The sequence below is a fragment of the [Eubacterium] eligens ATCC 27750 genome (genome assembly GCF_000146185.1).
Taxonomy (GTDB): domain Bacteria; phylum Bacillota; class Clostridia; order Lachnospirales; family Lachnospiraceae; genus Lachnospira; species Lachnospira eligens.
Window position 1 is genome coordinate 1,350,667 of sequence record NC_012778.1, and the last position, 25,926, is coordinate 1,376,592.

27 protein-coding genes, 1 tRNA gene and 1 other RNA gene are annotated in these 25,926 nt (G+C 37.9%); 11 read left to right on the plus strand and 18 right to left on the minus strand.

What is annotated here, in order from left to right; genetic code table 11:
* Positions 1–42: 42 nt before the first annotated feature.
* Together EUBELI_RS06365 and EUBELI_RS06370 are read right to left on the minus strand one after the other, a co-directional pair.
* Positions 43–960 (minus strand): radical SAM protein, encoded by a 918-nt coding sequence (locus tag EUBELI_RS06365; protein ID WP_012739545.1) that lies wholly within the window; start codon positions 958–960, stop codon positions 43–45.
* A gap of 17 nt (positions 961–977) precedes the next feature.
* Entirely contained in the window at positions 978–1,688 is a 711-nt protein-coding gene (locus tag EUBELI_RS06370) for a ClpP family protease (RefSeq protein ID WP_012739546.1), read from the minus strand.
* Positions 1,689–1,860: 172 nt separating this feature from the next.
* Between EUBELI_RS06370 and EUBELI_RS06375 the strand changes: the two genes are divergently transcribed.
* Positions 1,861–1,933 (plus strand) — tRNA-Thr (locus EUBELI_RS06375).
* A gap of 342 nt (positions 1,934–2,275) precedes the next feature.
* Positions 2,276–3,445, plus strand: coding sequence for a GH25 family lysozyme (locus tag EUBELI_RS13615; protein WP_012739547.1), 1,170 nt, complete (start codon positions 2,276–2,278; stop codon positions 3,443–3,445).
* A 109-nt stretch (positions 3,446–3,554) separates the two neighbouring features.
* Here the strand turns inward: EUBELI_RS13615 and EUBELI_RS06390 are convergent, their stop codons facing one another.
* Positions 3,555–4,541, minus strand: coding sequence for a DHH family phosphoesterase (locus EUBELI_RS06390; protein ID WP_041688149.1), 987 nt, complete (start codon positions 4,539–4,541; stop codon positions 3,555–3,557).
* Between the two features lie 125 nt (positions 4,542–4,666).
* Between EUBELI_RS06390 and EUBELI_RS06395 the strand changes: the two genes are divergently transcribed.
* The 6 genes from EUBELI_RS06395 to EUBELI_RS06420 all read left to right on the plus strand — a co-directional run bounded on the left by EUBELI_RS06395 (position 4,667) and on the right by EUBELI_RS06420 (position 10,102).
* Positions 4,667–5,392, plus strand: coding sequence for an ABC transporter ATP-binding protein (locus tag EUBELI_RS06395; protein WP_012739549.1), 726 nt, complete (start codon positions 4,667–4,669; stop codon positions 5,390–5,392).
* Positions 5,389–6,180, plus strand: coding sequence for an ABC transporter permease (locus EUBELI_RS06400; RefSeq protein WP_012739550.1), 792 nt, complete (start codon positions 5,389–5,391; stop codon positions 6,178–6,180). The genes EUBELI_RS06395 and EUBELI_RS06400 overlap by 4 nt, the downstream gene beginning before the upstream one ends.
* Positions 6,181–6,237: 57 nt before the next feature.
* Positions 6,238–6,732 (plus strand): DUF5721 family protein, encoded by a 495-nt coding sequence (locus tag EUBELI_RS06405; protein ID WP_012739551.1) that lies wholly within the window; start codon positions 6,238–6,240, stop codon positions 6,730–6,732.
* A gap of 165 nt (positions 6,733–6,897) precedes the next feature.
* On the plus strand, positions 6,898–8,892 hold the full coding sequence (gene htpG / locus EUBELI_RS06410; protein WP_012739552.1) for a molecular chaperone HtpG: 1,995 nt from the start codon (positions 6,898–6,900) through the stop codon (positions 8,890–8,892).
* A gap of 48 nt (positions 8,893–8,940) precedes the next feature.
* The gene (lepB, locus tag EUBELI_RS06415; RefSeq protein WP_012739553.1) at positions 8,941–9,690 is read left to right on the plus strand and encodes a signal peptidase I; all 750 of its coding nucleotides are present in this window, start codon (positions 8,941–8,943) and stop codon (positions 9,688–9,690) included.
* A gap of 97 nt (positions 9,691–9,787) precedes the next feature.
* On the plus strand, positions 9,788–10,102 hold the full coding sequence (locus EUBELI_RS06420) for a DUF1540 domain-containing protein (RefSeq protein ID WP_012739554.1): 315 nt from the start codon (positions 9,788–9,790) through the stop codon (positions 10,100–10,102).
* 203 nt (positions 10,103–10,305) lie between these two features.
* Here EUBELI_RS06420 and efp read toward each other — a convergent pair whose 3' ends face one another.
* From efp to nrdR, 6 genes are all read right to left on the minus strand, one after another.
* The gene (gene efp / locus EUBELI_RS06425) at positions 10,306–10,863 is read right to left on the minus strand and encodes an elongation factor P (RefSeq protein ID WP_012739555.1); all 558 of its coding nucleotides are present in this window, start codon (positions 10,861–10,863) and stop codon (positions 10,306–10,308) included.
* A gap of 68 nt (positions 10,864–10,931) precedes the next feature.
* The gene (gene aroQ / locus EUBELI_RS06430; RefSeq protein ID WP_012739556.1) at positions 10,932–11,375 is read right to left on the minus strand and encodes a type II 3-dehydroquinate dehydratase; all 444 of its coding nucleotides are present in this window, start codon (positions 11,373–11,375) and stop codon (positions 10,932–10,934) included.
* 1 nt (position 11,376) lies between these two features.
* Entirely contained in the window at positions 11,377–11,910 is a 534-nt protein-coding gene (locus EUBELI_RS06435) for a shikimate kinase (protein WP_012739557.1), read from the minus strand.
* Positions 11,903–12,775, minus strand: a complete 873-nt coding sequence (gene aroE / locus EUBELI_RS06440) for a shikimate dehydrogenase (protein ID WP_012739558.1) — start codon at positions 12,773–12,775, stop codon at positions 11,903–11,905. The genes EUBELI_RS06435 and aroE overlap by 8 nt, the downstream gene beginning before the upstream one ends.
* A gap of 21 nt (positions 12,776–12,796) precedes the next feature.
* Positions 12,797–13,294 carry a YqeG family HAD IIIA-type phosphatase gene (locus tag EUBELI_RS06445; RefSeq protein WP_012739559.1) on the minus strand — a complete coding sequence of 166 codons (498 nt, stop codon included), beginning with the start codon at positions 13,292–13,294 and terminating at the stop codon, positions 12,797–12,799.
* Between the two features lie 36 nt (positions 13,295–13,330).
* Positions 13,331–13,777 carry a transcriptional regulator NrdR gene (gene nrdR, locus EUBELI_RS06450; protein WP_022097251.1) on the minus strand — a complete coding sequence of 149 codons (447 nt, stop codon included), beginning with the start codon at positions 13,775–13,777 and terminating at the stop codon, positions 13,331–13,333.
* A gap of 112 nt (positions 13,778–13,889) precedes the next feature.
* Between nrdR and sigG the strand changes: the two genes are divergently transcribed.
* The 3 genes from sigG (at position 13,890) to EUBELI_RS06465 (ending at position 16,084) form a co-directional block, all read left to right on the plus strand.
* Positions 13,890–14,666, plus strand: a complete 777-nt coding sequence (sigG, locus tag EUBELI_RS06455; protein ID WP_012739561.1) for an RNA polymerase sporulation sigma factor SigG — start codon at positions 13,890–13,892, stop codon at positions 14,664–14,666.
* A 42-nt stretch (positions 14,667–14,708) separates the two neighbouring features.
* Positions 14,709–14,966, plus strand: coding sequence for a PRC-barrel domain-containing protein (locus EUBELI_RS06460; RefSeq protein ID WP_041688151.1), 258 nt, complete (start codon positions 14,709–14,711; stop codon positions 14,964–14,966).
* Positions 14,967–15,034: 68 nt separating this feature from the next.
* On the plus strand, positions 15,035–16,084 hold the full coding sequence (locus EUBELI_RS06465; protein WP_012739563.1) for a lactonase family protein: 1,050 nt from the start codon (positions 15,035–15,037) through the stop codon (positions 16,082–16,084).
* 59 nt (positions 16,085–16,143) lie between these two features.
* On the opposite strand, the gene EUBELI_RS06470 is transcribed toward EUBELI_RS06465, so the two are convergent.
* The 9 genes from EUBELI_RS06470 to pheT form a co-directional block, all read right to left on the minus strand.
* On the minus strand, positions 16,144–16,566 hold the full coding sequence (locus EUBELI_RS06470; protein ID WP_012739564.1) for an aspartate carbamoyltransferase regulatory subunit: 423 nt from the start codon (positions 16,564–16,566) through the stop codon (positions 16,144–16,146).
* A gap of 12 nt (positions 16,567–16,578) precedes the next feature.
* Positions 16,579–17,541 (minus strand): aspartate carbamoyltransferase, encoded by a 963-nt coding sequence (gene pyrB / locus EUBELI_RS06475; RefSeq protein WP_012739565.1) that lies wholly within the window; start codon positions 17,539–17,541, stop codon positions 16,579–16,581.
* A gap of 38 nt (positions 17,542–17,579) precedes the next feature.
* Positions 17,580–18,671: a tryptophan--tRNA ligase gene (gene trpS / locus EUBELI_RS06480; RefSeq protein ID WP_012739566.1), complete on the minus strand. Its 1,092-nt coding sequence runs from the start codon at positions 18,669–18,671 to the stop codon at positions 17,580–17,582.
* A gap of 35 nt (positions 18,672–18,706) precedes the next feature.
* Positions 18,707–20,068, minus strand: coding sequence for an MATE family efflux transporter (locus tag EUBELI_RS06485; protein ID WP_012739567.1), 1,362 nt, complete (start codon positions 20,066–20,068; stop codon positions 18,707–18,709).
* Positions 20,069–20,143: 75 nt separating this feature from the next.
* Complete coding sequence (locus EUBELI_RS06490; protein ID WP_041688153.1) at positions 20,144–20,623, minus strand: VanZ family protein; 480 nt, start codon at positions 20,621–20,623, stop codon at positions 20,144–20,146.
* 286 nt (positions 20,624–20,909) lie between these two features.
* Positions 20,910–21,264: RNase P RNA component class A (rnpB, locus tag EUBELI_RS13745), an RNA gene on the minus strand.
* Between the two features lie 6 nt (positions 21,265–21,270).
* Positions 21,271–21,630 carry a PilZ domain-containing protein gene (locus tag EUBELI_RS06495; RefSeq protein WP_012739570.1) on the minus strand — a complete coding sequence of 120 codons (360 nt, stop codon included), beginning with the start codon at positions 21,628–21,630 and terminating at the stop codon, positions 21,271–21,273.
* A gap of 283 nt (positions 21,631–21,913) precedes the next feature.
* Complete coding sequence (queA, locus tag EUBELI_RS06500; protein ID WP_012739571.1) at positions 21,914–22,945, minus strand: tRNA preQ1(34) S-adenosylmethionine ribosyltransferase-isomerase QueA; 1,032 nt, start codon at positions 22,943–22,945, stop codon at positions 21,914–21,916.
* 542 nt (positions 22,946–23,487) lie between these two features.
* Positions 23,488–25,914 carry a phenylalanine--tRNA ligase subunit beta gene (gene pheT / locus EUBELI_RS06505; protein WP_012739572.1) on the minus strand — a complete coding sequence of 809 codons (2,427 nt, stop codon included), beginning with the start codon at positions 25,912–25,914 and terminating at the stop codon, positions 23,488–23,490.
* Positions 25,915–25,926: the final 12 nt, after the last annotated feature.

Below are 25,926 nucleotides of genomic sequence, written 5' to 3' on the forward strand. Positions count from 1 at the left end.
CCTGCCAATACATTTGTAATAATCTCTGTTACGATTATATAATCATATGCCCTCATAGTCAAATTCAGGTATGAAGCTTTCCTCAGCAACATCACCTTCCTGAATAAATCCATTATTAATCCCACAGTCTATTGCATAATCTACCACAGAATTATATTCTTTTCTTGTCACTTTACGCGACAGGAGTGGATGTTTTTTTAGTCTGTCAAATGGCGTGTACTGGCTCATTATGCTTATGTATATATCATCTCCATATGTATCAATAAGATACTTTATAACCGCTTTGGAATCCTTAGTTGTTCCCGGAAGTACAAGATGTCTTACAATTACGCCTTTTTTCATAATCCCGGCTTCAACTCTTCCGCTCTTCACGAGTTCATCATCTTCTATGAAGAATTCCAGCTTCCCGGTCTGTCTGACCATCTCATGTATTGCAGCTTTAGCCACATCAGCATAATCTGGTGCTTTCGAGTACTCTGCCGAAAGCCTGCTGTCTATGTATTTCATGTCTGGAAGATACACATCCACAAGCCCGTCAAGCATATTAAGCGTGCTGACATTCTCGTATGCACTTGAATTGTACACAACTGGTATGACAAGCCCCTTATTCTTTGCCTTGACAAGTGCCTCTGCTACTTGTGGCACGAAATGTGTTGCAGTTACAAGGTTAATATTGTTGGCACATTTGTCCTGAAGTTCAAGAAAAATGTCTGAAAGCCTCTCCACTGTTATCTTCTTTCCAACCTGTGCCGCAGCAATCTCAGAATTCTGACAGAATATGCACCTTAATGTACACCCTGAAAAGAACACTGCCCCACTTCCATGTTCACCTGATATGCATGGCTCTTCCCACATATGTAGAGCGGCTCTTGCCGCATATATATCATTAGTCATTCCACAAAAGCCTGTATTAACATTTCTGTCAACATTACAGGCTCTTGGACACATATTACATTTCATAATTTCCCCTTATTGCGTTATTGTTCATCAATCAATGAATCCAGCTTTGCAAGTGCATCGCTGATTCCTCCTACTTCACATATTAAACCTTCTTCAACAGCCTGTCTACCCACCAGCACTGTTCCTAAGTCTTTAGAGAGTTGTGTGGTGTCAACCATCATTTTCTCTACTCTTTCTTTGCTTACATTGCTGTGAGTCGCAATAAATGATGTTATCCTGTCAGATATCCGTTCAAAATAATCATATGTCTGCTGAACTCCGATAAGTGTTCCGTTCATCCTCACAGGATGTATTATCATGGTAGCTGTAGGCACAATAAATGAATAATCTGTACTCACAGCAAGCGGCACACCTATACTATGTGAGTCGCCTATGATAAGTGAAACTGTTGGCTTTTTCATTGAAGCAATCATCTCTGCCAGTGCCAGTCCCGCACTGACATCCCCACCAACTGTATTCATAATAAAAAGTACACCTTTAATATCTTTATCCATCTCAATCTCCGCCAGCTTAGGAAGCATATGTTCATACTTGGTTGCTTTGCTTGTTGCAGGAAGATTATCATGTCCTTCTATCTCTCCAATAATCGTTATCACCTGAAGAGCATTTTTCGTAACAGCACCATCTTTGTAGTCATCTGCGGTATTCCCGTTGTTGGATTTCTCGTTGTCTGATATCTCATTGTCTGGTTTCTTGTTGTACGATTCATCATTACCTATTGTATTCATGGCTGCCTCCTTCTTTGTTGCTAGTTATCTGTTCTTAATCTATAATTGTCCGTATAGAGAATTATTATTCATCATGTCAGGCTTATATATCCGTGAAATAACGACTTTACAAAAAAAGAATTAATATATATAATAATTGTTGTTCGTCGCCACAATATTGGCAGACAGACATGCCACCTTGGCTCAGTCGGTAGAGCGTTTCACTCGTAATGAAAAGGTCGCCGGTTCGATTCCGGCAGGTGGCTTTGTAACTAATGGACTTTATGAATGCTGTTATGCATCATAAAGTCCATTTTTGCACGCATACATTCCTATTTTGGACTTCATCCATGCCTCACTCCACTTCAACGTCCAATCCGCCACGCGTTGACCTTCCTTTCGGACTTTCTACTGTCTTTCCTCCACCTCAACGTCCAATCCATCACTCTTTGACTTCCTTTTTGGACTTCATCCGTGCCTTACTCCACTTCAACGCCCAATCTGCCACGCTTCAGTTTCACGCTACACTGTGCATCACCTTCCCTCCTCACTCTCCATCATCTTTCGAATATTCTATATTAGAACATTAAAAGAAAGGGGCTATGTAAATGAAGAAAATCATCAGAATATATATTGCAATTATTGCATCTGTATGCCTGTTCATGTCATTTTCAGCTGATATATATGCCGTTGTTATAGATGTGAGCAGCTATAATGGATTCATACAGTGGGATAATATGAAAAACTATATTGAGGGTACAATTATCCGTATAGGATATGGCAATGATATCCAATCACAGGATGATGCTGCTGCCATAAGAAATATGGATGAATGTGAAAGGCTTGGAATTCCTTACGGCGTCTATCTATACAGTTATGCATTAGATTATTACGATGCAGCAAGCGAAACTGCCCATGCGCTAAGACTTCTTAAAGGTAGATCTCCCGAACTTGGTGTGTGGTTTGATATGGAAGATGCTGATGGATATAAAGCAAGAAACGGTCTGGATGTATACTCCGAAGGCGAACTGCTGTCTGATTTCTGCGAAATGTTTGTTAATGCTATGCGTGTCAGCGGATATAAAACCGGCGTCTATGCCAATTACAACTATTTTACAAATGTGCTTAACCTTGACAGACTGAAATCAATCCCAGAGATGAATATCTGGCTTGCGCACTGGGGAATTGATTCTCCAAGCCTTGACTGTACCATGTGGCAGTTTGGTGCAGTAGAAATCGAAGATGAAGAATATGATGGCAATATATATTACTCAGATTATTCTGTAAAAAATGATGGCAATACTGATGAAACTATCCGTACCGATGATAGTTCATCCAATAATATAAATGTTTACTATCAGACAAAGCTTGCAACGGGTCGCTGGCTTCCTGTTGTTAAGAATAATGATGACTACGCCGGAATATCCGGTCAGAGAATTACCGGTCTTGCAGTCACAACAGATACCGGCTATATAAAATACAGAGTCCATGTAAATAATGGCTGGCTTGGTTTCATAGACAGCCGCAACACTGATATTAACGATTATTATAACGGATATGCCGGCAATGACACACCTGTTGATGCTGTTGAGATATATTATTACACCCCTGATGATATTATTAATTCATCAGGTTATCATTATGCATTCTACAGGGTAAGCCCTAGGAATAACAATTACTACAGTTTGCAAAAAGACAACAACACTGATAACGGAATGGATGGCTATGCCGGCATTTTCGGACATTTCATTGACAGAATACAGATTAATATAAAATAGCATACAAAACAAAAACTGCCGGTAAGAATTACATGCCGCTCATAAAAATCCGACTTAAAATCTGACATCTGACGAGCGGTAGTACACTTACCGGCAATTAATATATTTATTATTCAATACCTGCTTCCTTCAAGAATCTTGTCTTAATCTCCTGCTCAATTTTCAAAACCTCAGCCTCACTTATTTTCTCACCATCTGGTCTCCAGTATGAAACATAACCTCCAGCCATATTATCATGCCCTCCGCCAGTTCCAATTCCTTTAAGTGCATTCATGGTAATTACTCCTGACAGATATTTTCCACTGCTTCTTATAGAGATCTTTATTCCATCCTGCTTCGGTGAATAGACTATCGAAAGATTAACCCCATCCAGTGTCAGTGTAAAATCACATATAGCCGCAATAAGTGCTTCCTTGCATTCATATCCTGCACATGCAAAACATACATCCTCCCTTATGTCTATCGTGCTGAATGCATCCTTATATGCCTTGATATCATCATAATGCAATACACTGCTGTCAAGTTCTGAAAGAATATCTCTGTCAGCCATCATATACATCTTATAGAACATATCCAGATCCAATTGTGTGACGCCTCTTTTCATATCTGCAGTATCCATTTTAACACCATAAAGAAGTGCTGTTGCAACATTTTCAGGCATATCTATATTATTGTCAAAATAATAAGTTGCAATAATAGATGCACATGCTCCCACATCAGGTCTTATATCAGAAAATCTGTAATCTACCGGATCATATATAGGATGATGGTCTATGCATATAATTTCCTGTCCATTCATGTCTACAATATTAGAATTGCCTTTCTGTGCATCAACGAGAATAATCTCATCCCCTTCATTAAATTCATCCGGATTCGTGTATTCTTTCACTTTAATGTTAAGAAGTCCAACCATTTTAGCTGTTACTGTCCGTTCAATGTTCCCCTTATAACATATCTCTGCTTCTACCCCTTTTGCTTTTAGTAATTCAGATAATCCATACGCACATGCAATCGCATCAGGATCAGGAAAATTATGCGTCTGTATATGCACTCTGTTCCCACTTATATTAGCAATAATTTCCTCTAAATAGTTCATAAAGCTCCCCTCATTTGACTTTAATAGTTTTATTATATTCTTAATACCTGTTTTATTCAATCTTGATTATCACTTTTTCTGATATTTTTCATAAATTATAATAACCATAATATGGGAGTAATCTATTGGAAGCAATACTATCTTTAGACCACATATATTATTCTTATCATGATAAAAATGGAGAAACACCTGTAATCAATGACCTTTCTTTTGAAATAAAACCCGGTAGTTTCACATCAATTGTCGGTCCATCCGGTTGTGGCAAATCCACATTGCTCTCTCTGCTATGCGATCTTATAAAGCCTGAAGCAGGAACAATATATATAAGACCGCCAGAGAATAATCATGACTCCCGGATGGGATATATGCTACAGAAAGATAATCTGTTTGAATGGCGCAGTATATATAAAAATGTTATGTTAGGTCTTGAAATAAATAACAAAAAAACTCCTGAAAACATTGCCTATGTTAATCATCTCTTAGAGCAATACGACCTTGCAGGATTCAAATCAGCAAGGCCATCCCAGCTATCCGGAGGCATGAGACAGCGTGCAGCACTTATACGCACACTTGCTCTGAAACCGGATATTTTGCTTTTAGACGAACCTTTTTCTGCCCTCGATTATCAGACACGACTTGAAGTAAGAGAAGATATCTGCAGTATATTAAGAAAAGAGAAAAAAACGGTAATTCTTGTCACTCATGATATCTCTGAAGCCATAGCTATGACTGACCGTGTTCTTATTCTGACTAACAGACCTGCAAAGCTTTTAAAAACAGTTGATATTGAAGCAAGAGATACTCTTTCAAATCAGAAATATTTTGATGAAATAAGGGAGGTGTTAAAATGAATGTGAGCCCATTACAGCGAAGATTTATAATTAAGCAGCGTATATATTCCATATCAGTGGTTCTCTCCCGCCTTATACTGTTTTTAGGGTTCATTGGCATATGGGAATTTACTGCTGACAAAGGTATTATCAATGCATTTATATTCAGTTCACCCGTAAGACTATACCAGACATTTATAGATCTTTCCAGAGATGGTGTGATATTCATGCATATATGGGTAACACTTTATGAAACACTTGTTGCATTTGCAATTATTACCATTGTGGGAATAATATTTGCAATTCTTCTATGGTGTTTTAAAGGTCTTTCAGATTGTCTTGAACCTTTCATGGTTGTTCTTAACAGCCTCCCTAAATCAGCACTGGCTCCAATGCTTATTGTGTGGCTCGGAACTAATACAAAAGCGATAATTATAACAGCCGTGTCTGTCGCAATATTTGGTATGATTATTAATCTTTACACAGGATTCTTAGAAATCGACAAGGAAAAAATAACTCTTATACGCACCCTTGGCGGCAAAAAATGGCATATCTTATGCAAGCTTATTCTTCCCGGTTCTAAAAAAATTATTATAAGTAACATGAAAGTAAATATTGGTTTGTGCCTTGTAGGCGTAATCATAGGAGAATTCTTAGCTGCTAAAAAAGGGCTTGGCTATCTTATAATATATGGCAGCCAGGTATTTAAGATGAGCTATGTTGTACTTGGAATTGTTATTCTCTGCATTATATCAACGCTTCTTTTTGCACTTATAAATATAATTCAAAAGCTGTTTCTAAAAGACTGATTATATATTATAATTAAGATACTATAAGCAAAACAAGGAGGCAGACAAGGAGGATTTATGCTTTCTCTTACTATTAAAGATTTAAAGCAATTTATGAATAAGCTTCTTATCAACAACACATTTGATAACATGTGCCTTTCAGAAGCATATATATGCACAGGATGCAGCTTTACCATAGATGGTAAGCTCAATACGCAGTTTTATAATGAGGATGAATTAAATACCATGTCTTCATCCAGATACTCCTCATGGAAAACTATCAAGCCATTTGTGTTCAGTATTATAAAAGGTAAAAAAGTGCCTGAACTACTAAGAATCACATTTGTTCTTCCAGAAACTGTTGCTGCCAGACTTATATTGGAGAATGATTTGAATTTTGACCCTGATTGTGTGAACGGTCTGTTCCTTAATATACGATATCAGGACGGAAGTGTGACAATGACGACAGCATCCTCACTAAACACATTTACACTTGACCACTCCCTTGATGAAGCATTTGAAAAATATATTGTCAAATTCTTAACTGATGCTGATATTTCCTATGAAGAATAATTTAGAATTATTTAATAAATGCTGCAAAACCGCCTGTTTACACGCACAGGCGGTTTTTTGTTAGCACTCTTATTTAAGGAGTGCTAATTTTTGCTTGACTTATGTTTTATTGTGTATTAAATTAACATTTAGTTTAATACTATACAGATTGGAGAGTGAAATATTATGTCAAAAGAACATGGTAATTTATCTATTAACAGCCAGAATATTTTCCCTATCATCAAGAAATGGATGTATTCTGACCATGATATCTTCTATAGAGAGTTAGTTTCTAATGCATGTGATGCTATCACTAAGCTCAAGAAGCTTTCAATGATTGGGGAGTATGAAGCTCCTGATGATATTGAATATAAGGTTGAAATTAAGCTTTCTGCAAAAGATAAGACCATTAAAATCATTGATAACGGTATCGGTATGACTAAGGAAGAGGTTGATGAGTATATCAACCAGATTGCTTTTTCAGGTGCTGAAGCATTCCTTGAGAAGTATAAGGATAAGGCTAACGATGACCAGATTATCGGACATTTTGGTTTAGGTTTCTACTCAGCATTTATGGTTGCTGACCAGGTTACTATTGATACTCTTTCATTTAAGGACGGAGCAGAATCAGTTCACTGGTCATGTGACGGAGGAACTGAATATGATATAAGTGAGGGAACCAAAACAACTCCTGGCACTGAGATTACTCTTTACCTCAATGAGGACAGCTATGAATTTGCCAACGAATATAAGGCTAAAGAAGTTCTTGATAAGTACTGCTCTTTCATGCCGGTTCCAATCTTTGTAACTAACGAAGATGCGGGTGAACAGACTGAGGAAATTCCTGAAGAAGAAGTTACAGAAAAAGATACAGTTCTTGATACATTTATAAAGGACGCTGTTACAGAAGAAGTTGAGAAAGAAGATGGGACTAAGGAAACTGTTGAGAAAGTTCCAGCCAAAAAGATGGCTAAGATTGTAAAAAGACCTGTTGCAATCAACGATATCCATCCACTCTGGACAAAGCATCCTAATGAATGTTCAGATGAAGATTACAAGGAATTCTACCGCAAGGTATTCCACGATTATAAAGAACCATTATTCTGGATTCACCTTAATATGGATTATCCTTTCAATCTTAAGGGTATTCTCTACTTCCCTAAGATTAATACAGAGTATGAATCTATTGAAGGTACTATAAAGCTTTATAACAATCAGGTATTCGTAGCAGATAACATCAAAGAAGTTATTCCAGAATTTTTACTTCTTCTTAAAGGTGTTATTGACTGCCCAGACCTTCCACTTAATGTATCACGTTCAGCACTTCAGAATGATGGATTTGTTAAGAAGATATCTGATTACATTACTAAAAAGGTTGCCGACAAGCTTTCAGGAATGTGTAAAACAGATAAAGAGAACTATGAGAAATACTGGGATGACATCAATCCATTTATTAAATTCGGCTGCTTAAAGGATGAGAAATTTGCAGAGAAGATGAATGATTACATCATATTCAAGAACCTTGATGGCAAATATTTGACTCTTAAGGAATGTCTCGAAGAGAATAAAGAAAAACACGAAAACACTGTATTCTATGTAACAGATGAAGTTGAACAGAGTCAGTATATCAACATGTTTAAGAACGAAGGAATTGATGCTGTAATTCTTACTCATAACATTGACCAGCCATTCATAACTAACATGGAATCCAAGAATGAAAATCTCAAGTTCAAGCGTATCGATGCAGATCTTTCAGACAGCTTTAAGGAAGAGACTTCTAAAGACGAGTTGAAGGACATGACTGAAAAGCTCTCTAAGACTTTCAAGGATGCTCTTGGCAAAGAAAATTTAACTGTTAATGTCGAGAAATTAAATGATTCATCTATATCTTCAATGATTACTCTTTCAGAAGAAAGCAGACGTATGCAGGATATGATGAAAATGTACGGTATGGCAGGTATGGACCCTAATATGTTTGGTGCTGAGGGTCAGACTCTTGTACTTAATGCTAACAATGACCTTGTCAAATATGTTGCAGAACATGCAGACGGTGAAAATACTAAGATTATATGTGAACAGCTCTATGACCTTGCAATGCTCAGTCATGCGCCTCTTTCACCAGAGCAGATGACAGGATTCATTGCAAGAAGTAATAAAATCATGGAATTGCTTGCAAAATAACGCCTTTTAAACTATCATTGTCTTATATAAAGATAAGGACTATTTAATATGACAGATTATAAAAATAATGAATTCGACGATGATAAAACATCAAAATACGATTTTGATGATGGCATAGAATTTCTTGATGATACTTATGAGCATCATGACAATGATTATTTTTCAGATTATGATGATAATGCTTCATACGAAACAGATATTCCGCGCTACAATGAAGAATACTATAATGACACTAAGGATTCCCAGAAGCAGGCTGCTAAAACCAGTGTTGGTTCTGAAATCTTTAGTTTCTTAAAAATCCTGACATTGGCTATTATCATGGCATTTCTATTTACAAGATTTATCATTGTTAATGCCCAGGTACCTTCTGGTTCTATGGAGAATACTATTCTCACAGGTGACAGACTTATAGGTTTCAGACTCGCCTACCTTTTCAGTGAGCCTAAGCGCGGAGATATTGTAATATTCAAATATCCTGATGACGAATCTCAGAATTTCGTTAAACGGGTAATAGGAGTCCCTGGTGATGTAATACAGATTACCAATGGGCATGTATATGTGAATGGTGATATTCTTGAAGAAGATTATTTAAGAGAACCTATGTATAATGATGGTGATGAGCTAACCTATGTTGTACCTGCTGATTCATATTTTATGCTCGGAGATAACAGAAATAATTCCAAGGATTCCAGATATTGGACCAACACATTTGTATCAAAAGATAAGATTATTGCTAAGGTTTCTTTCAGATATTTCAATGTCAGAACGAAGCGTTTTACATTTTCTTTCATTAAATAACACTCTGAATAAAGAATAATATAAAGGGTACAATAATATGGCCGCTATGTTTCACAAACAATAGCGGTCATATTTGTTTTTTGAAAGGAGAAATGCTATGGGAAATCTTAACTGTAATGCTGCTTCGTGCATGCATAACTGTGACAACCAGTGCTGTCTTAATTCAATCTGTGTAGAAGGAAGCTTGGCATGTCAATGTGATGAAACATGCTGCAGTGATTATGAACATCAGAAGCATGGATCAACTAATATGTGCCATATTCCTAAAGATTCGCTGACAATCTCTTGTCAGGCAACTAACTGCATATATAATACGAATAAAAAATGTGATGCAGACCATGTAGATATATCAGGCATTAAGGCTGTTACTGAAAATGATACTGTCTGTACAACATTCCAGGCAAGGGGATAAGTCTAGAACTATTCTCATCGCTACTCGCGCGAGTAGCGCATATGCCAGACTAAAGTCTGGCATTGTCGCGGTGCTCCTCGAATATCCGCCCAATTTATAATTCATGCAAGCATGATTATAAATTCTGCAGCTATTCTCATCGCTACTCGCGCAAAAAGGGCTGTCATGCATATGCATGACAGCCCTTTAATAATACATATTGATTATGCTCTTGATGTGTACTCACCTGTACGAGTATCAATCTTAATCTTATCGCCCTGGTTAACGAATAATGGAACCATAATCTTAGCTCCTGTCTCAACGATAGCTGGCTTAGTAGCACCTGTTGCTGTGTTACCCTTGATACCTGGCTCTGTCTCTGTTACTTCAAGCTCAACTGAAATAGGTGGCTCGATAGCAAATACATTGCCTTCATGTGAACAGAGCTTAACCATCTCATTCTCTTTAACGAACTTAAGAGAATCACCAACCTGATCAGCACTTAATGCAATCTGGTCATATGTCTCTGTATTCATAAAGTTGTAAAGATCTCCATCAGCATATAAATACTGATATTCTGATCTGTCGATGTGTGCAAGATCAAACTTCTCAGTTGGTCTGAAAGAATTCTCTATAACACCACCAGAAATAATATTCTTTAACTTAGCTCTAACGAAAGGTGATCCCTTACCAGGCTTAACATGCTGGAATTCGATTACCTGCCAAATTCCGTTCTCATACTGAATTGTAATACCGTTCTTAAAACTACCTGCATCTACCATTCTTTGGTATACCTCCTAAATAATCAAATGACTTCTAATATTGTATAATAAATATAAACATTTGGCAACTACTTTTTCATAGCAAGGTCAACAACTGCTTCCATGGCATATAAATATCCCTTAAGTCCAAGTCCAACAACCTGTCCGTTGCATACAGGAACGGTCACAGATGTGTGTCTGAATTCCTCCCTTGTATGTACATTAGATATATGAACCTCAATCTTAGGAATTGCTGCCACAGATGCAAGAGCATCTCTTACTGCATAGCTGTAATGAGTAAACGCTCCCGGATTAATAACTATTCCATCAACATCATTATAATATGCTTCCTGAATCTTATCAATTATAGCACCTTCATGATTGCTCTGGAACACCTCAACATCAGCTCCAAGCTCCTCTGCTTTCTTCTGAATCATTGAAACAAGAGCTTCATAATTCTGCTCTCCATATATACCTTTCTCTCTTATTCCAAGAAAATTAATGTTAGGTCCATTCATTACAAGTATCTTCATATCAATCCTCCATTATGCCTATATTAATAGCTGAAACTATATCAGCATACATGTCTTCAAATCTTCTTCCATCAGTCTTAACTATAACATCAGCGGCATCCTTATAAAGCTCCTCCCTTGCAGTCATAAGACTTTCAATCTTTTCTCTTAAGTTACCTCCCGCAAGAAGTGGTCTGCTTGTATCCTTAGACAGTCTTTTTACAAGTTCATCAACTTCAGCTTCAAGATATACAACTACTCCAAGCTCTTTAAGAAGCCTGCGGTTAATATCTCTTACCGGCAGCCCTCCTCCAACAGATATAACACAGTTATCACATGAATCAGCAAGTTCTCTGACTGCCTGTGTCTCCATATCCCTGAAGGCTTCTTCTCCTGACTCTCTAAATATATCCTTAATAAGCTTATTGTATTTTTTTTCTATGTACTCATCAGTATCAAGGAACTTCATTGAATGGGACATCGATATCCACCTGCCAAATGTAGTCTTACCGCTTCCCATAAAACCAATAAGGATAATATTATTCTTACTATTCATTAATCCCAAGCTCCTTCTCAAGACACTTATATACTTCATCCGCTTCTTTTTTAGAAATCTTACAGTCATTCCAGAGTTCATAAGCACTTACTCCCTGATACAGAAGCATCTTAAGTCCATTATAAGCCTTTTTCCCCTGTGCCTTGATAAGCTTCATAAACATAGTCTCAGCCGGATTATATATAATATCAACACCAACTGCCGCCTTCTTATAAAATGATTCATCATCAATAACAACTGCAGTATCATTCGGGTGAAGTCCAACGCTTGTTGTCTGGATAACAATATAATCATCTCCTGGAATATCCGCATAATCAGCAATATTCATAGGAATTACTTTTTCATTGTTAAAATGTGTATTCACAGCATGCGCTATATCCTGTGCCTTATCTACAGATCTGTTCAACAGATAAATTTTCTTTGCTCCCTTACTTGAACAAAGAAAAGTAATAGCTCTTGCTGCGCCTCCTGCTCCCAGAATAATAACCTTAGAATCAGCCAGTTCAATTCCTTCATCTTCAAGTTCCCTTGCAAGGCCAAGAATATCAGTGTTATATCCTTTAAATCCACCATCAGCTCTTACAAGAGTATTAACAGCACCTATAGCCTTTGCAAGCGGATCTATGTCTACAAGAGAATCAATAACCTCTGACTTGTGTGGAACAGTGACATTAAGTCCCAGTATATTAAGACTGTAAGCGCCCCTTACAGCAGCTTCCACATCTCCTTTTTCCACTTTAAATGTAGTATAAACCATATCTTTTCCTGTCAGCCGTGCAAGATTATTATGAATTGCCGGTGACACAGAATGTCCTACCGGATTACCAATAAGTCCGCATACTCTTGTTGTTCCTTTGATGTCCATAATCTAAGCTCCTTTAAGCAATTAATGCTTTCTTCTTTTATAGAAAAATAATACAATCCATTCCAGTCTTCTCTTAAGAATTATCTGAATTTCTTCATGCTTATCAATAGGCTTTACAAGCACAGACATAATACCTGCCCTATTAGCGCCCCACACATCTGTAAAAAGCTGGTCACCAACAAAGAATGTGTTATTCCTGTCTGTTCCCATAATATCCATTGCCTTAATATAATTGACCGGCGATGGTTTTGCTGCCTTACTTACATATCTTGAACCACATGCATCAGCAAGCGGCTTCACACGCGGTTCTTTGTTATTCGATATAATACATGTATCAAACCCTATCGCTCTTAAACTGTCAAATAAATCACTGCACTTCTTCGTAACTGGTGCACCATGTTCCACAAGAGTATTGTCAATATCAAATATAATACCTCTGTAGCCCTTATTATACAGTCCTTCATAATCTATGTCGTAAGCTGAATCAATATATATATCAGGATAAAACCTCTTAAACATAACAAAAATGCTGCCTTTCTTAATTACTGATATATATTATTTAAGGATTTTCTTAATCTCTTCCATAAATGAATCAACATCCTTAAATTCTCTGTAAACAGATGCAAATCTTACATAGGCAACCTCATCAACTGCCTTAAGCTTGCTCATTACAATCTCACCAATAGTTTTAGTTGAGATTTCTTTCTCTCCAATATTAAATATCTGTGTCTCAATCTCATCAACCATATTATTAATCTGTGAGATAGATACAGGCCTTTTATGGCACGATCTGACAATACCCGCAGTTATCTTCTCTCTGTCATATGGTTCTCTGTTATTATCCTTCTTAATCACAATAAGAGGCATAGATTCAATCTTTTCATATGTGGTAAAACGCTTACCACACTCGTCACACTGACGACGTCTTCTTATTGAGCTGTCATCAGTCGGTCTTGAATCAATTACCTTAGTGTTATCTTTACCACAAAATGGACACTTCACGCTATCTACCTCCAAATTAAATATATAAATTAATTATGAATAAGCCCAGCCAAAATGTCAATCCTTTTAATGTTGATAAATTGAAAAACCAATTATTATTTAAGGAGGGATTATGGCTGGATACAAAGTCGAAATATGCGGAGTCAATACAAGTGACCTTCCTCTTCTTAAACCCGCCCAGGCAAAAGAACTGCTTGTAAAGATAAAATCAGGAGATACGCAGGCAAGAGAAACATTTATAAAAGGAAACTTAAGGCTTGTATTAAGCATTGTACAACGCTTCAGCCAGAGTGGTGAAAATCTTGATGACCTGTTTCAGATAGGCTGTATAGGAATGATTAAAGCGATTGACAATTTTGATATATCGTTAAATGTACAGTTTTCAACATATGCTGTTCCCATGATAATCGGTGAGATAAAGCGTTTCCTGCGTGATAACAGCACTATAAGAGTCAGCCGTTCCTTAAAAGATACAGCCTATAAAGCAATAACTACCCGTGAAACACTTATGAAGAAAAATCTTAAAGAACCATCAATTACAGAAATAGCAGAAGAAATAGGCATTTCAAAAGCTGATATCGTAATTGCCCTTGAAGCAGTCACACCTTCAATATCATTATATGAACCGGTATTCAATGATGGTGGTGACACCCTGTATGTTATTGATCAGGTAAAGGACAAGAAAAACACTGAAGACCGATGGGTAAGAAATATTGCACTGCAAGAAGCAATAAACCGGCTTTCCCCAAGAGAACGCCAGATAATAATACTCCGTTTCTTTGATTGTCTCACACAGACTGAAGTTGCCAAAGGCCTTGGGATATCACAGGCCCAGGTAAGCCGTCTTGAAAAATGTGCCTTGCGTGATATGAAAAGACACCTTTGCTGATATTCGTAATATAATAATATAAGCACTTAACCAGGTATTATAATGCGTCTATGTGAACTTAAAGGAAAAACTGTAATAAATGATACCGACTGCTGCATATTAGGCTTTGTGGTTGATATTGATTTCGACCCGTCATCAGGCTGCATACTGGCACTCATTGTCCCCGGTCCCGCCAGATTATGCGGACTGCTTGGAAGAGATTTTGAATATGTAATTCCTTTCAAATGCATCCGCACAATCGGACCTGATATTATACTTGTAAGCATTTGTCCTGACAAGGTTAAGCAAAAATGTATCTGACCAGTATTGAAAATCCTTTACTTATGCTATAAAATAATAATATATATGTTTTACGGAGGCGGATAATCATGGATAAGAAATATGTAGCTTATGCAGGCAGCTATACACACGAAAGCAGTAATGGTATCCATATATATGACTGTGATGTAGCTAAAGGAAGAATAACAGAACGTGAAGAGGTGGCAATTGATAACCCTTCTTTCATTACATTTTCACATGATAAGAATTTCTTATATGCTATATGTGACCAGGGTGTTTCAGCTTATGCTGTATTAGAAGACGGCAGCCTTGAGCTTATGAATGTTGCATCCATTAACGGAATGCGTGGCTGTCATATATGCGTAACAAGCGATAACAGATTCCTTGTTGTTTCCGGATATCATGACGGCAAGATTACTGTTTTGCACATCAATGCTGATGGTTCAGTGGGATTTATAGCTGATGAAGTATTTCATAAAGGAATCGGAAGTGTTGCAGAAAGAAACTTCCGTCCTCATATAAGCTGGAGTACATTCACACCTGATGAAGAACTTTTATGTGTATGTGACCCTGGAATTGACCAGATTAAACTTTATGAATTCAATCATGTAACCGGTAAATTAAAGTTATACGATATAATCCGTTCACAGCAGGAATCTGCACCAAGACAGATTGAATTCAGTCAGGATGGTAAGTTTGCTTATGTTGTCTGCGAAATGAAGAATTATATTAATGTATATTCTTATGATAAGAATTCAGACAAAGACCGTTTTGATTTAGTACAGAATATATTCACTGTAAGAAGAGACCATAAATCTAACAGTGCCGCTGCTAACATAACATTTGACAGCACAGGAAAGCATCTGCTCTGCTCTAACGCCGGCGATAATACAGTTACAATATACAAGGTTGATTCCAAAACAGGAAAGCTCTCAAGCCTTAATTCTCTCCCTATCAGTGGTGATTATCCTAAGTACATAAGGCTCTTCCCTGACGACAAGCATTTAATGTCAATGAATAATGAAGGGAATTCTATCACGATATTTACTGTAAAATACGACAAAGGGCTCATAATAATGAATGGTCCGGAGCTTAAGATTTCAAGACCTAATAATATGATAATTAAAGAACTTAAGTAAATGTGTCTTTGACACATATATTAAAATGGCTGCCGTTTAGTAACGACAGCCATTAATTTTTATGAATATTTCTCTTCACAGTACTTACATCTATAAACCTGCTTTTTCTCATCAGCAAGTACGAACACCTGATTTAAGCCCTGCTCGATAGATGTGATACATCTTGGATTCTTACATTTGATAATATTAGTAACCTGCTTTGGAAGAGATAGTCTCTTCTTCTCTACTATTTCACCATTCTTAATAATATTTACAGTAATGTTATGGTCAACGAATCCTAAAACATCAAGATCAACAAGATCAAGACCACCTTCAATCTTAATAATGTCTTTCTTTCCCATCTTACCACTTCTTGCATTCTTAATAATAGCAACCTGACAGTCAAGCTTATCAAGTCCTAAGTAATTGTATATCATCATGGCCTTTCCTGCTTCAATATGGTCAAGAACAAAGCCTTCATTAAGTTCGCCTACATTTAACATAAATTTTCCTCCTTATGCATCCAGTGAATCAAGTACATGAGCTAATGATGGATTAACCACTGTATCAAGTCCAAGTAAAGTAAGTATAAGTGCCATTCTTACATATACACCAAACTGAACCTGCTTGAAATAAGCAGCTCTGTCATCATTGTCAACATCAACAGATATTTCATTAACTCTTGGAAGCGGATGAAGAACATACATATCAGGCTTTCCAAGTGCCATCTTATCTTCATCCAGTATATAGAAGTCCTTCATTCTTAAGTACTCATCTTCGCTGAAAAATCTTTCTCTCTGTACTCTTGTCATATAGAGAATATCAAGTTCTGGCATAGCCTGCTCAAGGTTCTCAACTTCTACGAAATCACAGTTATTAGCCTTAAGTACATCATCCCTGATATAATCAGGAATTCTTAACTCCTTAGGTGATATAAGGACAAACTTTACATTCTTATATCTTACTAATGAGCTTATAAGTGAGTGAACTGTTCTTCCGAACTTAAGGTCACCACATAATCCTATTGTAAAATTATCAAGCGAACCACGAAGTTCCCTTATTGTCATAAGATCTGTAAGTGTCTGTGTAGGATGCTGATGTCCTCCATCACCTGCATTGATAATAGGAATGTGCGAATATTCAGAAGCTACCATTGGAGCACCTTCCTTTGGATGACGCATTGCACATATATCTGCATAACAAGAGATAACTCTTATAGTATCTGCAACACTTTCACCCTTTGACGCTGAACTTGAAGAAGCCTCAGAAAAGCCTAATACCTGACCGCCAAGGTTAATCATGGCAGCCTCGAAGCTTAATCTTGTTCTAGTACTTGGCTCATAGAACAATGTGGCTATCTTCTTTCCATCACATACATGACCATACTTTGATGGATCCTTTGAAATGTCTCTTGCAAGATCTAATAATCTTGCCAGTTCATCAACGCTTAAATCAAGCGGACTAAGTAAATGTCTCATAATAGAAAAGCCTCCGTGTGTATATTTAATTAAAATAATTACTCTGTTCTGCTGTATTTTTCTGACTGAACCTTAATAAGTTCTGCATCATTAAAATAATCAATCTTCATAGCAGCCTTGACATCATCAAGAGTGTCCTGTGCAACAGCATAAGCCGCTTCTGTACCTCTCTTAAGGATATTATATACTTCTGGAATATCCTTTTCATATTCATGTCTTCTTGCTCTGATTGGTTCAAGCTCCTTGTTGATAACATTAAGAAGGAACTTCTTAACCTTAACGTCTCCAAGACCACCTCTTCTGTAATGATCCTTTAATTCATCAAGATTCTTATAATCAGGAAGGAATTCAGCAAAATCCTCATCACTGCTGAAAGCATCAAGATAAGTAAATACTGTGTTACCCTCAACCTGTCCAGGATCAGATACCTGAATATGGTTAGGGTCTGTGTACATACTCATAACCTTTTTCTTAACTTCCTCTGGAGTGTCAGATAAGTAAATACAATTTCCTAATGACTTGCTCATCTTAGCCTTACCATCAGTACCAGGAAGTCTTAAACATGCCTTATTATCTGGAAGAAGAATCTCAGGTTCAACAAGAGCCTCTCCGTATACAGAGTTAAACTTTCTTACAATCTCACGGCACTGCTCAATCATAGGTTCCTGATCTTCTCCTACAGGAACTGTAGTAGCCTTAAATGCAGTAATATCCGCAGCCTGGCTTATAGGATAACAGAAAAATCCTACCGGAATACTAGCCTCAAAATTACGCATCTGAATCTCAGATTTAACTGTAGGGTTTCTCTGAAGTCTTGAAACTGTAACGAGGTTCATATAATAAAATGTAAGCTCTGTAAGCTGTGAAATCTGTGACTGGATAAATATATTAGACTTAGCTGGATCAATACCAACTGAAAGATAATCGAGTGCAACCTCGATTATGTTCTGTCTTACTTTCTCCGGATTATCAGCATTATCTGTTAATGCCTGTGCATCCGCAATCATAATAAAAATCTTCTCGTATTCACCTGAATTCTGTAATTCAACTCTTCGCTTTAAAGATCCAACATAATGACCTAAGTGAAGTCTTCCGGTTGGTCTGTCACCTGTTAATATAATCTTAGACATAAGCGCCACCTTTCCTCATCCCAAAATTGTAAAAATTATATCATACTTTTACGCAAATGGCAAAATAGTTTAATATAAATTGGCAGAATAACTGCAATTCCTGCAAGGAATGTAAGTCCCTCATTCCAGCACACTGCATCAAAGCCAAAATGCGGTATCAGAAGCACAGCAACAGCCGCCCTACCAGCCATCTCAGCAAGTCCTGAGAGGATAGAATATTTGCCATATCCCATACCCTGAACAGAGTATCTCGCAGTAAACAAAAGTGCAAGCTCCGCATTAAACACACTTATATATTTTATGAATTTCACAGTGTAACCGACAACAACCGTATCGGCTGCATCTACGAATATAAGCGCCATATATTTACCTGTAAAAAAGCATACAACCATAGTAATTACAGAATAGATAAGACCTATCTCCAAAGTTCTCTTAAATCCTTCACTGATACGGTCAAATCTCTTAGCTCCGAAATTCTGTCCGATAAATGATGAAAGAGCTGTTCCCAACGCATTTAACGGACACAGAATCAGATTCTTAATCTTATATCCGGATGTAAATCCTGCAATGGCGTCTTCTCCAAGTGCATTTACATAAAATTGCAGAATAATTGCGCCAATTGCAGTAATAGAATACTGCAGTCCCATTGGCATGCACATTTTAATAATGTTCTTCATGTAATACGGATGGAACTTTCTTTCATCTGCATTAACTGGAAATAACAGTTTGTACTTCTTAAAGATGTATACAGCACTAAGAACGCCTGCAATTCCCTGTGAAAATATAGTAGCAACTGCAGCTCCGGCAACACCCCATTTCACAACAACAACCAGAAACAGATCAAGAAATATATTAATAACAGTTGATACTGCCATAAACATTGTTGACTTTTTGCTGTCTCCAAATGCCATCAGAATCCCAAAACAGAAGTTATACAGAACCGTCAACGGAAGTCCTAAGAATATAATAACAAGATACACATGTGCATCCTTAAATATATTTTCAGGTGTCTTTAACCACGTTAAAAAGAGTCCACTCATAGACGCTGTAACTGCTGTCATAATAACCGCGATTGCAAGCGCAAAGTAGACTCCATTAACAAAATATTTTCTTAAATCATCATTCTTTCCTGCTCCAAATGCCTGTGACACAGGAACACTTATTCCTATACATGAACCTATACAGAAATAACATACTATATATGTAAGAGAAGATGTTGCACCAACCGCTGCAAGTGCCTTAGAACTTAAGAACTGTCCGACAATAGCTGCATCAGCAATATTATAAAGCTGCTGCAGTAACTGACCTAAAAGCACCGGACCTGCAAATGATAATAAAATCCTTGTTATTGGTCCATTAGTCATTTTTGCATTATCCATAGTGTTGGCATTTTCCATTTTTCTTCCATCCCATCATAATTACTAATAATTCTTAACCATTATAGTCCTTATGAAAAGATTTGCAACTGATAATCATTTTTTCTTTTTATGAATCAGATATGATATTCCCCATATAATTAATGCTCCAATAACTGCTCCACAGCCATCAATTAAAACATCCTTTACCTGTCCGCTTCTTCCCGGCACAAAAAGCTGGTGAAGCTCATCCGTTGATGCATATAGTACGGCTATGCATACTGAAACCAATACATTTTTCCATCTGATTATGCTGACTGTAACAGCCCCCAGAACCAGTCCGGCAAGCATAGCATACTCTGTCGCATGTGCAGTCTTTCTTACCGGATGATCAATAGCCTGAGCCATATGAATCTGCTGCTGCTCACTTAAATCATCAAACCCCGGAACAAATACATGACAAACCATCATTCCTGCTTTAATACTCTGTTCTTCCGATTCATCCCCCGGCCTTGCCGAGAAAGAAAATATAACAACCATCCATGTAACCGCAAGAATTGTGAAAACAATTCGGCGGACACTATTCACCTTTTTCATTAATATCCTCACCAAAAACATTTATTGCATAGATATTATACATGCAATTTCCCATTCTGAAAACAATTATTACATTATTGACAACAGAAAAAGAACTGCAACAGACACACATCGATGTCATGCTACTTAACTTCCATAATTTCAACCAACCATATCATCAGGGTACTTCCTCACCGTTTCCAACTATTCCATTCTCCCCAGCATAGCTGAGGGATTAGACTTTTCATTTATACTGATTACAACGCATAAAAAAATCCGGCATATAGCCGGAAATAATTATTATAATAAAATGAGCAGCACTATAAGCCGGGTTATGTCAGCATAAGCTGTGATGATCATCTATCTAGTCCTGCTGTTGCCAGCAGGCTCAAGCAACCTACCTAAAGCTCGGCGGGCAGCCTTTATATCGCTTTTATTTGGTCTTGCTTCGAATGGGGTTTACATGTGCCACTGCTGTTACCAGCAATGCGGTAGTCTCTTACACTGCCTTTCCACCCTTACCATAACTTTCGCCATGGCGGTATATTTCTGTTGCACTGGCCTTGGAGTCGCCTCCACCGGATGTTATCCGGCATCCTGCCCTGTGAAGCCCGGACTTTCCTCACCTGCACGAATGCAGCCGCGATCATCTGTGCTACTCATAATATTTAGTTGTTATTACTCTCGTACACAATCTGATAAACTTCTATCTTAAACTGGTCTTCAGAATTAATTCCAACGAATCTGCATCCATAGGTTGTCTCTATTTCTCCAAGATTCTCCATTCTGATTACTTCAATAACCGCTTCAAATGATTCACCATTAGATAATCTAATATCAGTATCATAATATGTGTTAAGCCTGAATTCATAATCTGACTTGAATGCAATTCCATCTTTAGATATATTAATAACATTAACAGTAACTGTGTCACCTGAGTATCCTGTTACATATTTATCATCAAGCTGTCTTAATGAAATAGTAACATCAATATCTGTTCTTTTTGACCTTCTTTTTTCAATCCCCATGATTACCCTCTGTTATAAACAGGTGCTCTGCCTGTCCTTCTTCATTTAATCTACTTAATGATAACATTAACTTATGCGAAGTTCAAATATATTTTATATATACTTTTATTGCTTTATATTTTGTATCGTGTTAAAATATTTTTGTTACCGCTCCCTGATTGGAACAGAACCCCCTCGGCGTAAACGGCACCGAGGGGGTTCGTCTGTGTTCATGAGTCATTTTACTCATTTAATATATCATTTTTTATTTTTATGTGCAAGTCTTTTCTATAAATATATATTATTATTTAATAAACATAGCATCTCCAAAGCTGAAGAATCTGTATTTCTCCTGCACCGCAACTTCATATGCATGAAGTACATGTTCTCTTCCAGCAAGCGCCGACACAAGCATAACAAGTGTTGATTCTGGAAGATGGAAATTAGTTATAAGACAATCGATTGCCTTGAACTTATATCCCGGATATATGAATATCTCTGTCCATCCACTCTTGGCTGGAATTGTTCCATCTTCAAGCGCAACAGATTCAAGTGTTCTCGTACTTGTTGTTCCGACAGCAATTACCCTTCCACCATTCTTTCTTGTATTATTAATCATGTCTGCTGCTTCCTGTGTAACAACATAAAACTCCGAATGCATATGATGGTCAAGAATATTCTCTACCTTGACAGGTCTGAATGTTCCAAGTCCCACATGAAGTGTTACTCTTGCAATGTTAACTCCCATAGCTTTGATTTTTTCAAGTAGCTCTGTTGTAAAATGAAGACCGGCAGTAGGAGCCGCCGCAGAACCCTCATGCTTTGCATACACAGTCTGATATCTGTTCTTATCCTCAAGCTTATGTGTTATATATGGTGGAAGTGGCATCTGTCCAAGTTCATCAAGAATCTCTTCAAATATTCCGTCATATGTGAACTGGATAAGTCTGTTTCCTTCTTCAACTATATCAATAATCTCTCCTATAAGCTTGCCTTCGCCAAAACTTATCTTAGCTCCAACCTTAGCCTTCTTTCCCGGCTTAACAAGAACTTCCCATGTATCCTGTCTGTCTTCAAGTCTTTTAAGAAGAAGCACTTCAATAGTAGCTCCTGTATCAGCCTTAGTACCTATAAGTCTCGCTGGAATTACCTTAGTGTCATTAACAACAAGACAATCACCCGGCTTAAGATAATCTACGATATCTCTGAATATCTTATGTTCAATCTCTCCTGTTTCCTTATCAAGCACCATAAGTCTTGAACTTGACCTGTCCGACAATGGATCCTGTGCAATAAGCTCCTCTGGCAGATCATAATAAAAATCATGTAAATCCATGCTTATACTCCTTTCCGTACTTTATACTTCACTGGATTGGACTTCCTACATGACTCACTCCGCTTTAAAGTCCAATCCGCGTCTACAACTTCCCGATTTTGGACTTCCTCCGTGTCTCACACTACTTTAAAGTCCAATCCACGCCTACGGCTTCCCGGTTTTGGACTTCCTCCGTGTCTCACACTACTTTAAAGTCCAATCCGCGCCTACAGCTTCCCGGTTTTGGACTTCCTACATGACTCACTCCGCTTTAAAGTCCAATCCGCGTCTACAACTTCCCGATTTTGGACTTCCTCCGTGTCTCACACTACTTTAAAGTCCAATCCGCGCCTACAGCTTCCCGGTTTTGGACTTCCTCCGTGTCTCACACTACTTTAAAGTCCAATCCGCGCCTACAGCTTCCCGGTTTTGGACTTCCTCCGTGTCTCACACTACTTTAAAGTCCAATCCGCGCCTACAGCTTCCCGAAACGCTACATAAAAGGGGCGGCGCCACACGCCGCCCCTTCATCAACCGCCACAACATCGCGGTCTATATCTGTATTACTTTCTAAGTTCGATTCCGTCAGCCTCAAGATCCTTGAATATCTTCTCCATTACTGGTGTGATGTCCTTATCCTCAAGTGTTCTGTCCTTAGCTCTGAATGCGATTGAGTAAGCAACTGACTTGAATCCTTCCTTAATCTGGCTTCCTTCGTAGATATCGAAGAGGTTGTAGCTCTCTAATATCTTGCCACCGCGCTTTTCAATAATCTTCTCCACTTCACCAACTGGAAGTTCCTTAGGCATTACCATACTGATATCTCTTGTTACAGCTGGGAACTTTGCAATTCCTGTGAACTTCTTATCGAAGCTTGCCATTTCTGTAACTGTTGGAATATCAATAACAACAATATATGTTCTCTCACCGATTGAGTAAGTATCGGCAACATCCGGATGAAGTTCTCCGATATAACCAATCTTCTTATCAGCGTAATATACATCAGCCTGACGACCTGGATGTAAGAATGGAATACCAGCCTTGGCATCATATGTTGGCTTCTTCTTCATTCCAATCTTCTCAAGGAATTCTTCAATAACACCCTTCATTGAGTAGAAGTCAACGCTGCCGAAAGCTCCAAGTGTGAATTCAACTCTTTCATCCGGAAGCTCATTTACATCATCTGCTGCAAGGTAAACCTTAGCTAATTCATATAACTTAACATTCTTGTTTCTTCTGTTATAGTTAGTAGATAATGATGTAAGCATTCCGTGGATTGGAAGTGTTCTCATAACTGAGAAATCCTCTCCTAATGGGTTAGAGATTACAACTGTCTTTCTGTATACAGAATCAGCAGGAAGCTTTAACTTATCGAATACCTTAGGGCTCTCGAATGAGTATGTCATAGCCTGTGAGAATCCTGTAAACTGGGCAACCTCAGAAGCTGCATCTTCAATGCTCTGCTCAAATGAAATCTTACCCATTGTTGTCTCTCCCTTAGGAAGAGTTGTAGGAATGTTGTCATATCCGAAGAATCTTGCAACTTCCTCTGCTATATCAGCATCTCTGTTAAGATCCTGTCTGAATGTTGGAATGATAAGCTCATTAGCGTCTTTATCATATTCAACTTCAAGTCTTTCAAAGTAAGAAAGCATATCTTCATCTGATACATCAGTACCAAGTAAAGCGTTGTATTTAGCTGGCTCAAATGGAAGTCTCTTCTTAGTTACAGGATCAGGATATACATCAACTGCACCACCTACAACATCACCTGCATCAAGCTCCTCGATAAGCTGGCATGCTCTGTTAATAGCTTCCATAGCATTCTCTGGGTCAAGTCCCTTCTCGAACTTACCAGATGCGTCTGTTCTTAAACCAATCTTCTTAGTTGTCTTTCTTATGTTAGTTCCGTCAAATGTAGCTGCTTCGAAAAGCATTGTCTGGACATCATCAGTAATCATTGAATTCTCGCCACCCATGATACCTGCAATACCAACTGGCTTCTCACCATCACAGATAAGAAGTGTCTGTGCGTCAAGAGTTCTCTCCTGTCCGTCAAGTGTTACGAACTTTTCGCCATCAGTTGCTGTTCTTACAACAATCTTGTGACCTGCAATAGTATCATAGTCATACGCATGCATTGGCTGACCATATTCTTCCATAACATAGTTAGTTATATCAACGATGTTGTTGATTGGTCTGATACCTGCTGTCATAAGTCTTTGCTGCATCCACTTTGGAGATGGAGCAAGTCTGATATTCTTAACAACTCTTGCAACATATCTTGAGCAAAGCTCTTTAGCTTCAATATCAACTGAAACCATTGTGTTAACATCCTCATCGTTACCTGTCTTAGTAACAACCGGTGGATTGAAAGGCTTTCTGAATGTAGCAGCAGCCTCTCTTGCGATACCGATAACGCTGTAGCAGTCTACACGGTTATTAGTAATCTCATATTCAAATACTGTATCATTAAGTCCTAAGTACTCTACCGCACTTGAACCAACAACAGCATCATCTCCAAATATATATATTCCTTCCTCTGGTGCATCCGGGAAGAATTCTCTTGAAGAACCAAGTTCCTCGATAGAGCACATCATACCGCATGACTCTACGCCTCTTAGCTTGCCCTTCTTAATCTTAATTCCGTCTTCTGGAAGTGCGCCTCCGTCATGTCCTCCGGCAACTTTACCTCCGTCTAATACTACAGGAACCTTCTGTCCGCTTGAACCAACTTCAATGTTAGGTGCGCCTGTTACAATCTGGACATTCTCGCTGCCAACATTAACCTGGCATATAACAAGCTTGTCTGCATCAGGATGTCTCTCAACTGAGAGAATCTGTCCAACTACGATTTTATCAAGGTTCTTGTCAAATGCATTGAAACACTCTACCTTAGTTCCTGAAAGTGTCATTGCATCTCTGAATTCCTGATCTGTACACTCAAGACCTGGAACCATTGCTTTTATCCAATTTAATGATGTATTCATATCGTCATTCTC

Coding starts and splice junctions, on each gene's coding strand:
- EUBELI_RS06365 (WP_012739545.1), bottom strand. CDS start 960: ATGAAATGTAATATGTGTCCAAGAGCCTGTAATGTTGACAGAAATGTT.
- EUBELI_RS06370 (WP_012739546.1), bottom strand. CDS start 1,688: ATGAATACAATAGGTAATGATGAATCGTACAACAAGAAACCAGACAAT.
- EUBELI_RS13615 (WP_012739547.1), top strand. CDS start 2,276: ATGAAGAAAATCATCAGAATATATATTGCAATTATTGCATCTGTATGC.
- EUBELI_RS06390 (WP_041688149.1), bottom strand. CDS start 4,541: ATGAACTATTTAGAGGAAATTATTGCTAATATAAGTGGGAACAGAGTG.
- EUBELI_RS06400 (WP_012739550.1), top strand. CDS start 5,389: ATGAATGTGAGCCCATTACAGCGAAGATTTATAATTAAGCAGCGTATA.
- EUBELI_RS06405 (WP_012739551.1), top strand. CDS start 6,238: ATGCTTTCTCTTACTATTAAAGATTTAAAGCAATTTATGAATAAGCTT.
- htpG (WP_012739552.1), top strand. CDS start 6,898: ATGTCAAAAGAACATGGTAATTTATCTATTAACAGCCAGAATATTTTC.
- lepB (WP_012739553.1), top strand. CDS start 8,941: ATGACAGATTATAAAAATAATGAATTCGACGATGATAAAACATCAAAA.
- EUBELI_RS06420 (WP_012739554.1), top strand. CDS start 9,788: ATGGGAAATCTTAACTGTAATGCTGCTTCGTGCATGCATAACTGTGAC.
- efp (WP_012739555.1), bottom strand. CDS start 10,863: ATGGTAGATGCAGGTAGTTTTAAGAACGGTATTACAATTCAGTATGAG.
- aroQ (WP_012739556.1), bottom strand. CDS start 11,375: ATGAAGATACTTGTAATGAATGGACCTAACATTAATTTTCTTGGAATA.
- EUBELI_RS06435 (WP_012739557.1), bottom strand. CDS start 11,910: ATGAATAGTAAGAATAATATTATCCTTATTGGTTTTATGGGAAGCGGT.
- aroE (WP_012739558.1), bottom strand. CDS start 12,775: ATGGACATCAAAGGAACAACAAGAGTATGCGGACTTATTGGTAATCCG.
- EUBELI_RS06445 (WP_012739559.1), bottom strand. CDS start 13,294: ATGTTTAAGAGGTTTTATCCTGATATATATATTGATTCAGCTTACGAC.
- sigG (WP_012739561.1), top strand. CDS start 13,890: ATGGCTGGATACAAAGTCGAAATATGCGGAGTCAATACAAGTGACCTT.
- EUBELI_RS06460 (WP_041688151.1), top strand. CDS start 14,709: ATGCGTCTATGTGAACTTAAAGGAAAAACTGTAATAAATGATACCGAC.
- EUBELI_RS06465 (WP_012739563.1), top strand. CDS start 15,035: ATGGATAAGAAATATGTAGCTTATGCAGGCAGCTATACACACGAAAGC.
- EUBELI_RS06470 (WP_012739564.1), bottom strand. CDS start 16,566: ATGTTAAATGTAGGCGAACTTAATGAAGGCTTTGTTCTTGACCATATT.
- pyrB (WP_012739565.1), bottom strand. CDS start 17,541: ATGAGACATTTACTTAGTCCGCTTGATTTAAGCGTTGATGAACTGGCA.
- trpS (WP_012739566.1), bottom strand. CDS start 18,671: ATGTCTAAGATTATATTAACAGGTGACAGACCAACCGGAAGACTTCAC.
- EUBELI_RS06485 (WP_012739567.1), bottom strand. CDS start 20,068: ATGGAAAATGCCAACACTATGGATAATGCAAAAATGACTAATGGACCA.
- EUBELI_RS06490 (WP_041688153.1), bottom strand. CDS start 20,623: ATGAAAAAGGTGAATAGTGTCCGCCGAATTGTTTTCACAATTCTTGCG.
- EUBELI_RS06495 (WP_012739570.1), bottom strand. CDS start 21,630: ATGGGGATTGAAAAAAGAAGGTCAAAAAGAACAGATATTGATGTTACT.
- queA (WP_012739571.1), bottom strand. CDS start 22,945: ATGGATTTACATGATTTTTATTATGATCTGCCAGAGGAGCTTATTGCA.
- pheT (WP_012739572.1), bottom strand. CDS start 25,914: ATGAATACATCATTAAATTGGATAAAAGCAATGGTTCCAGGTCTTGAG.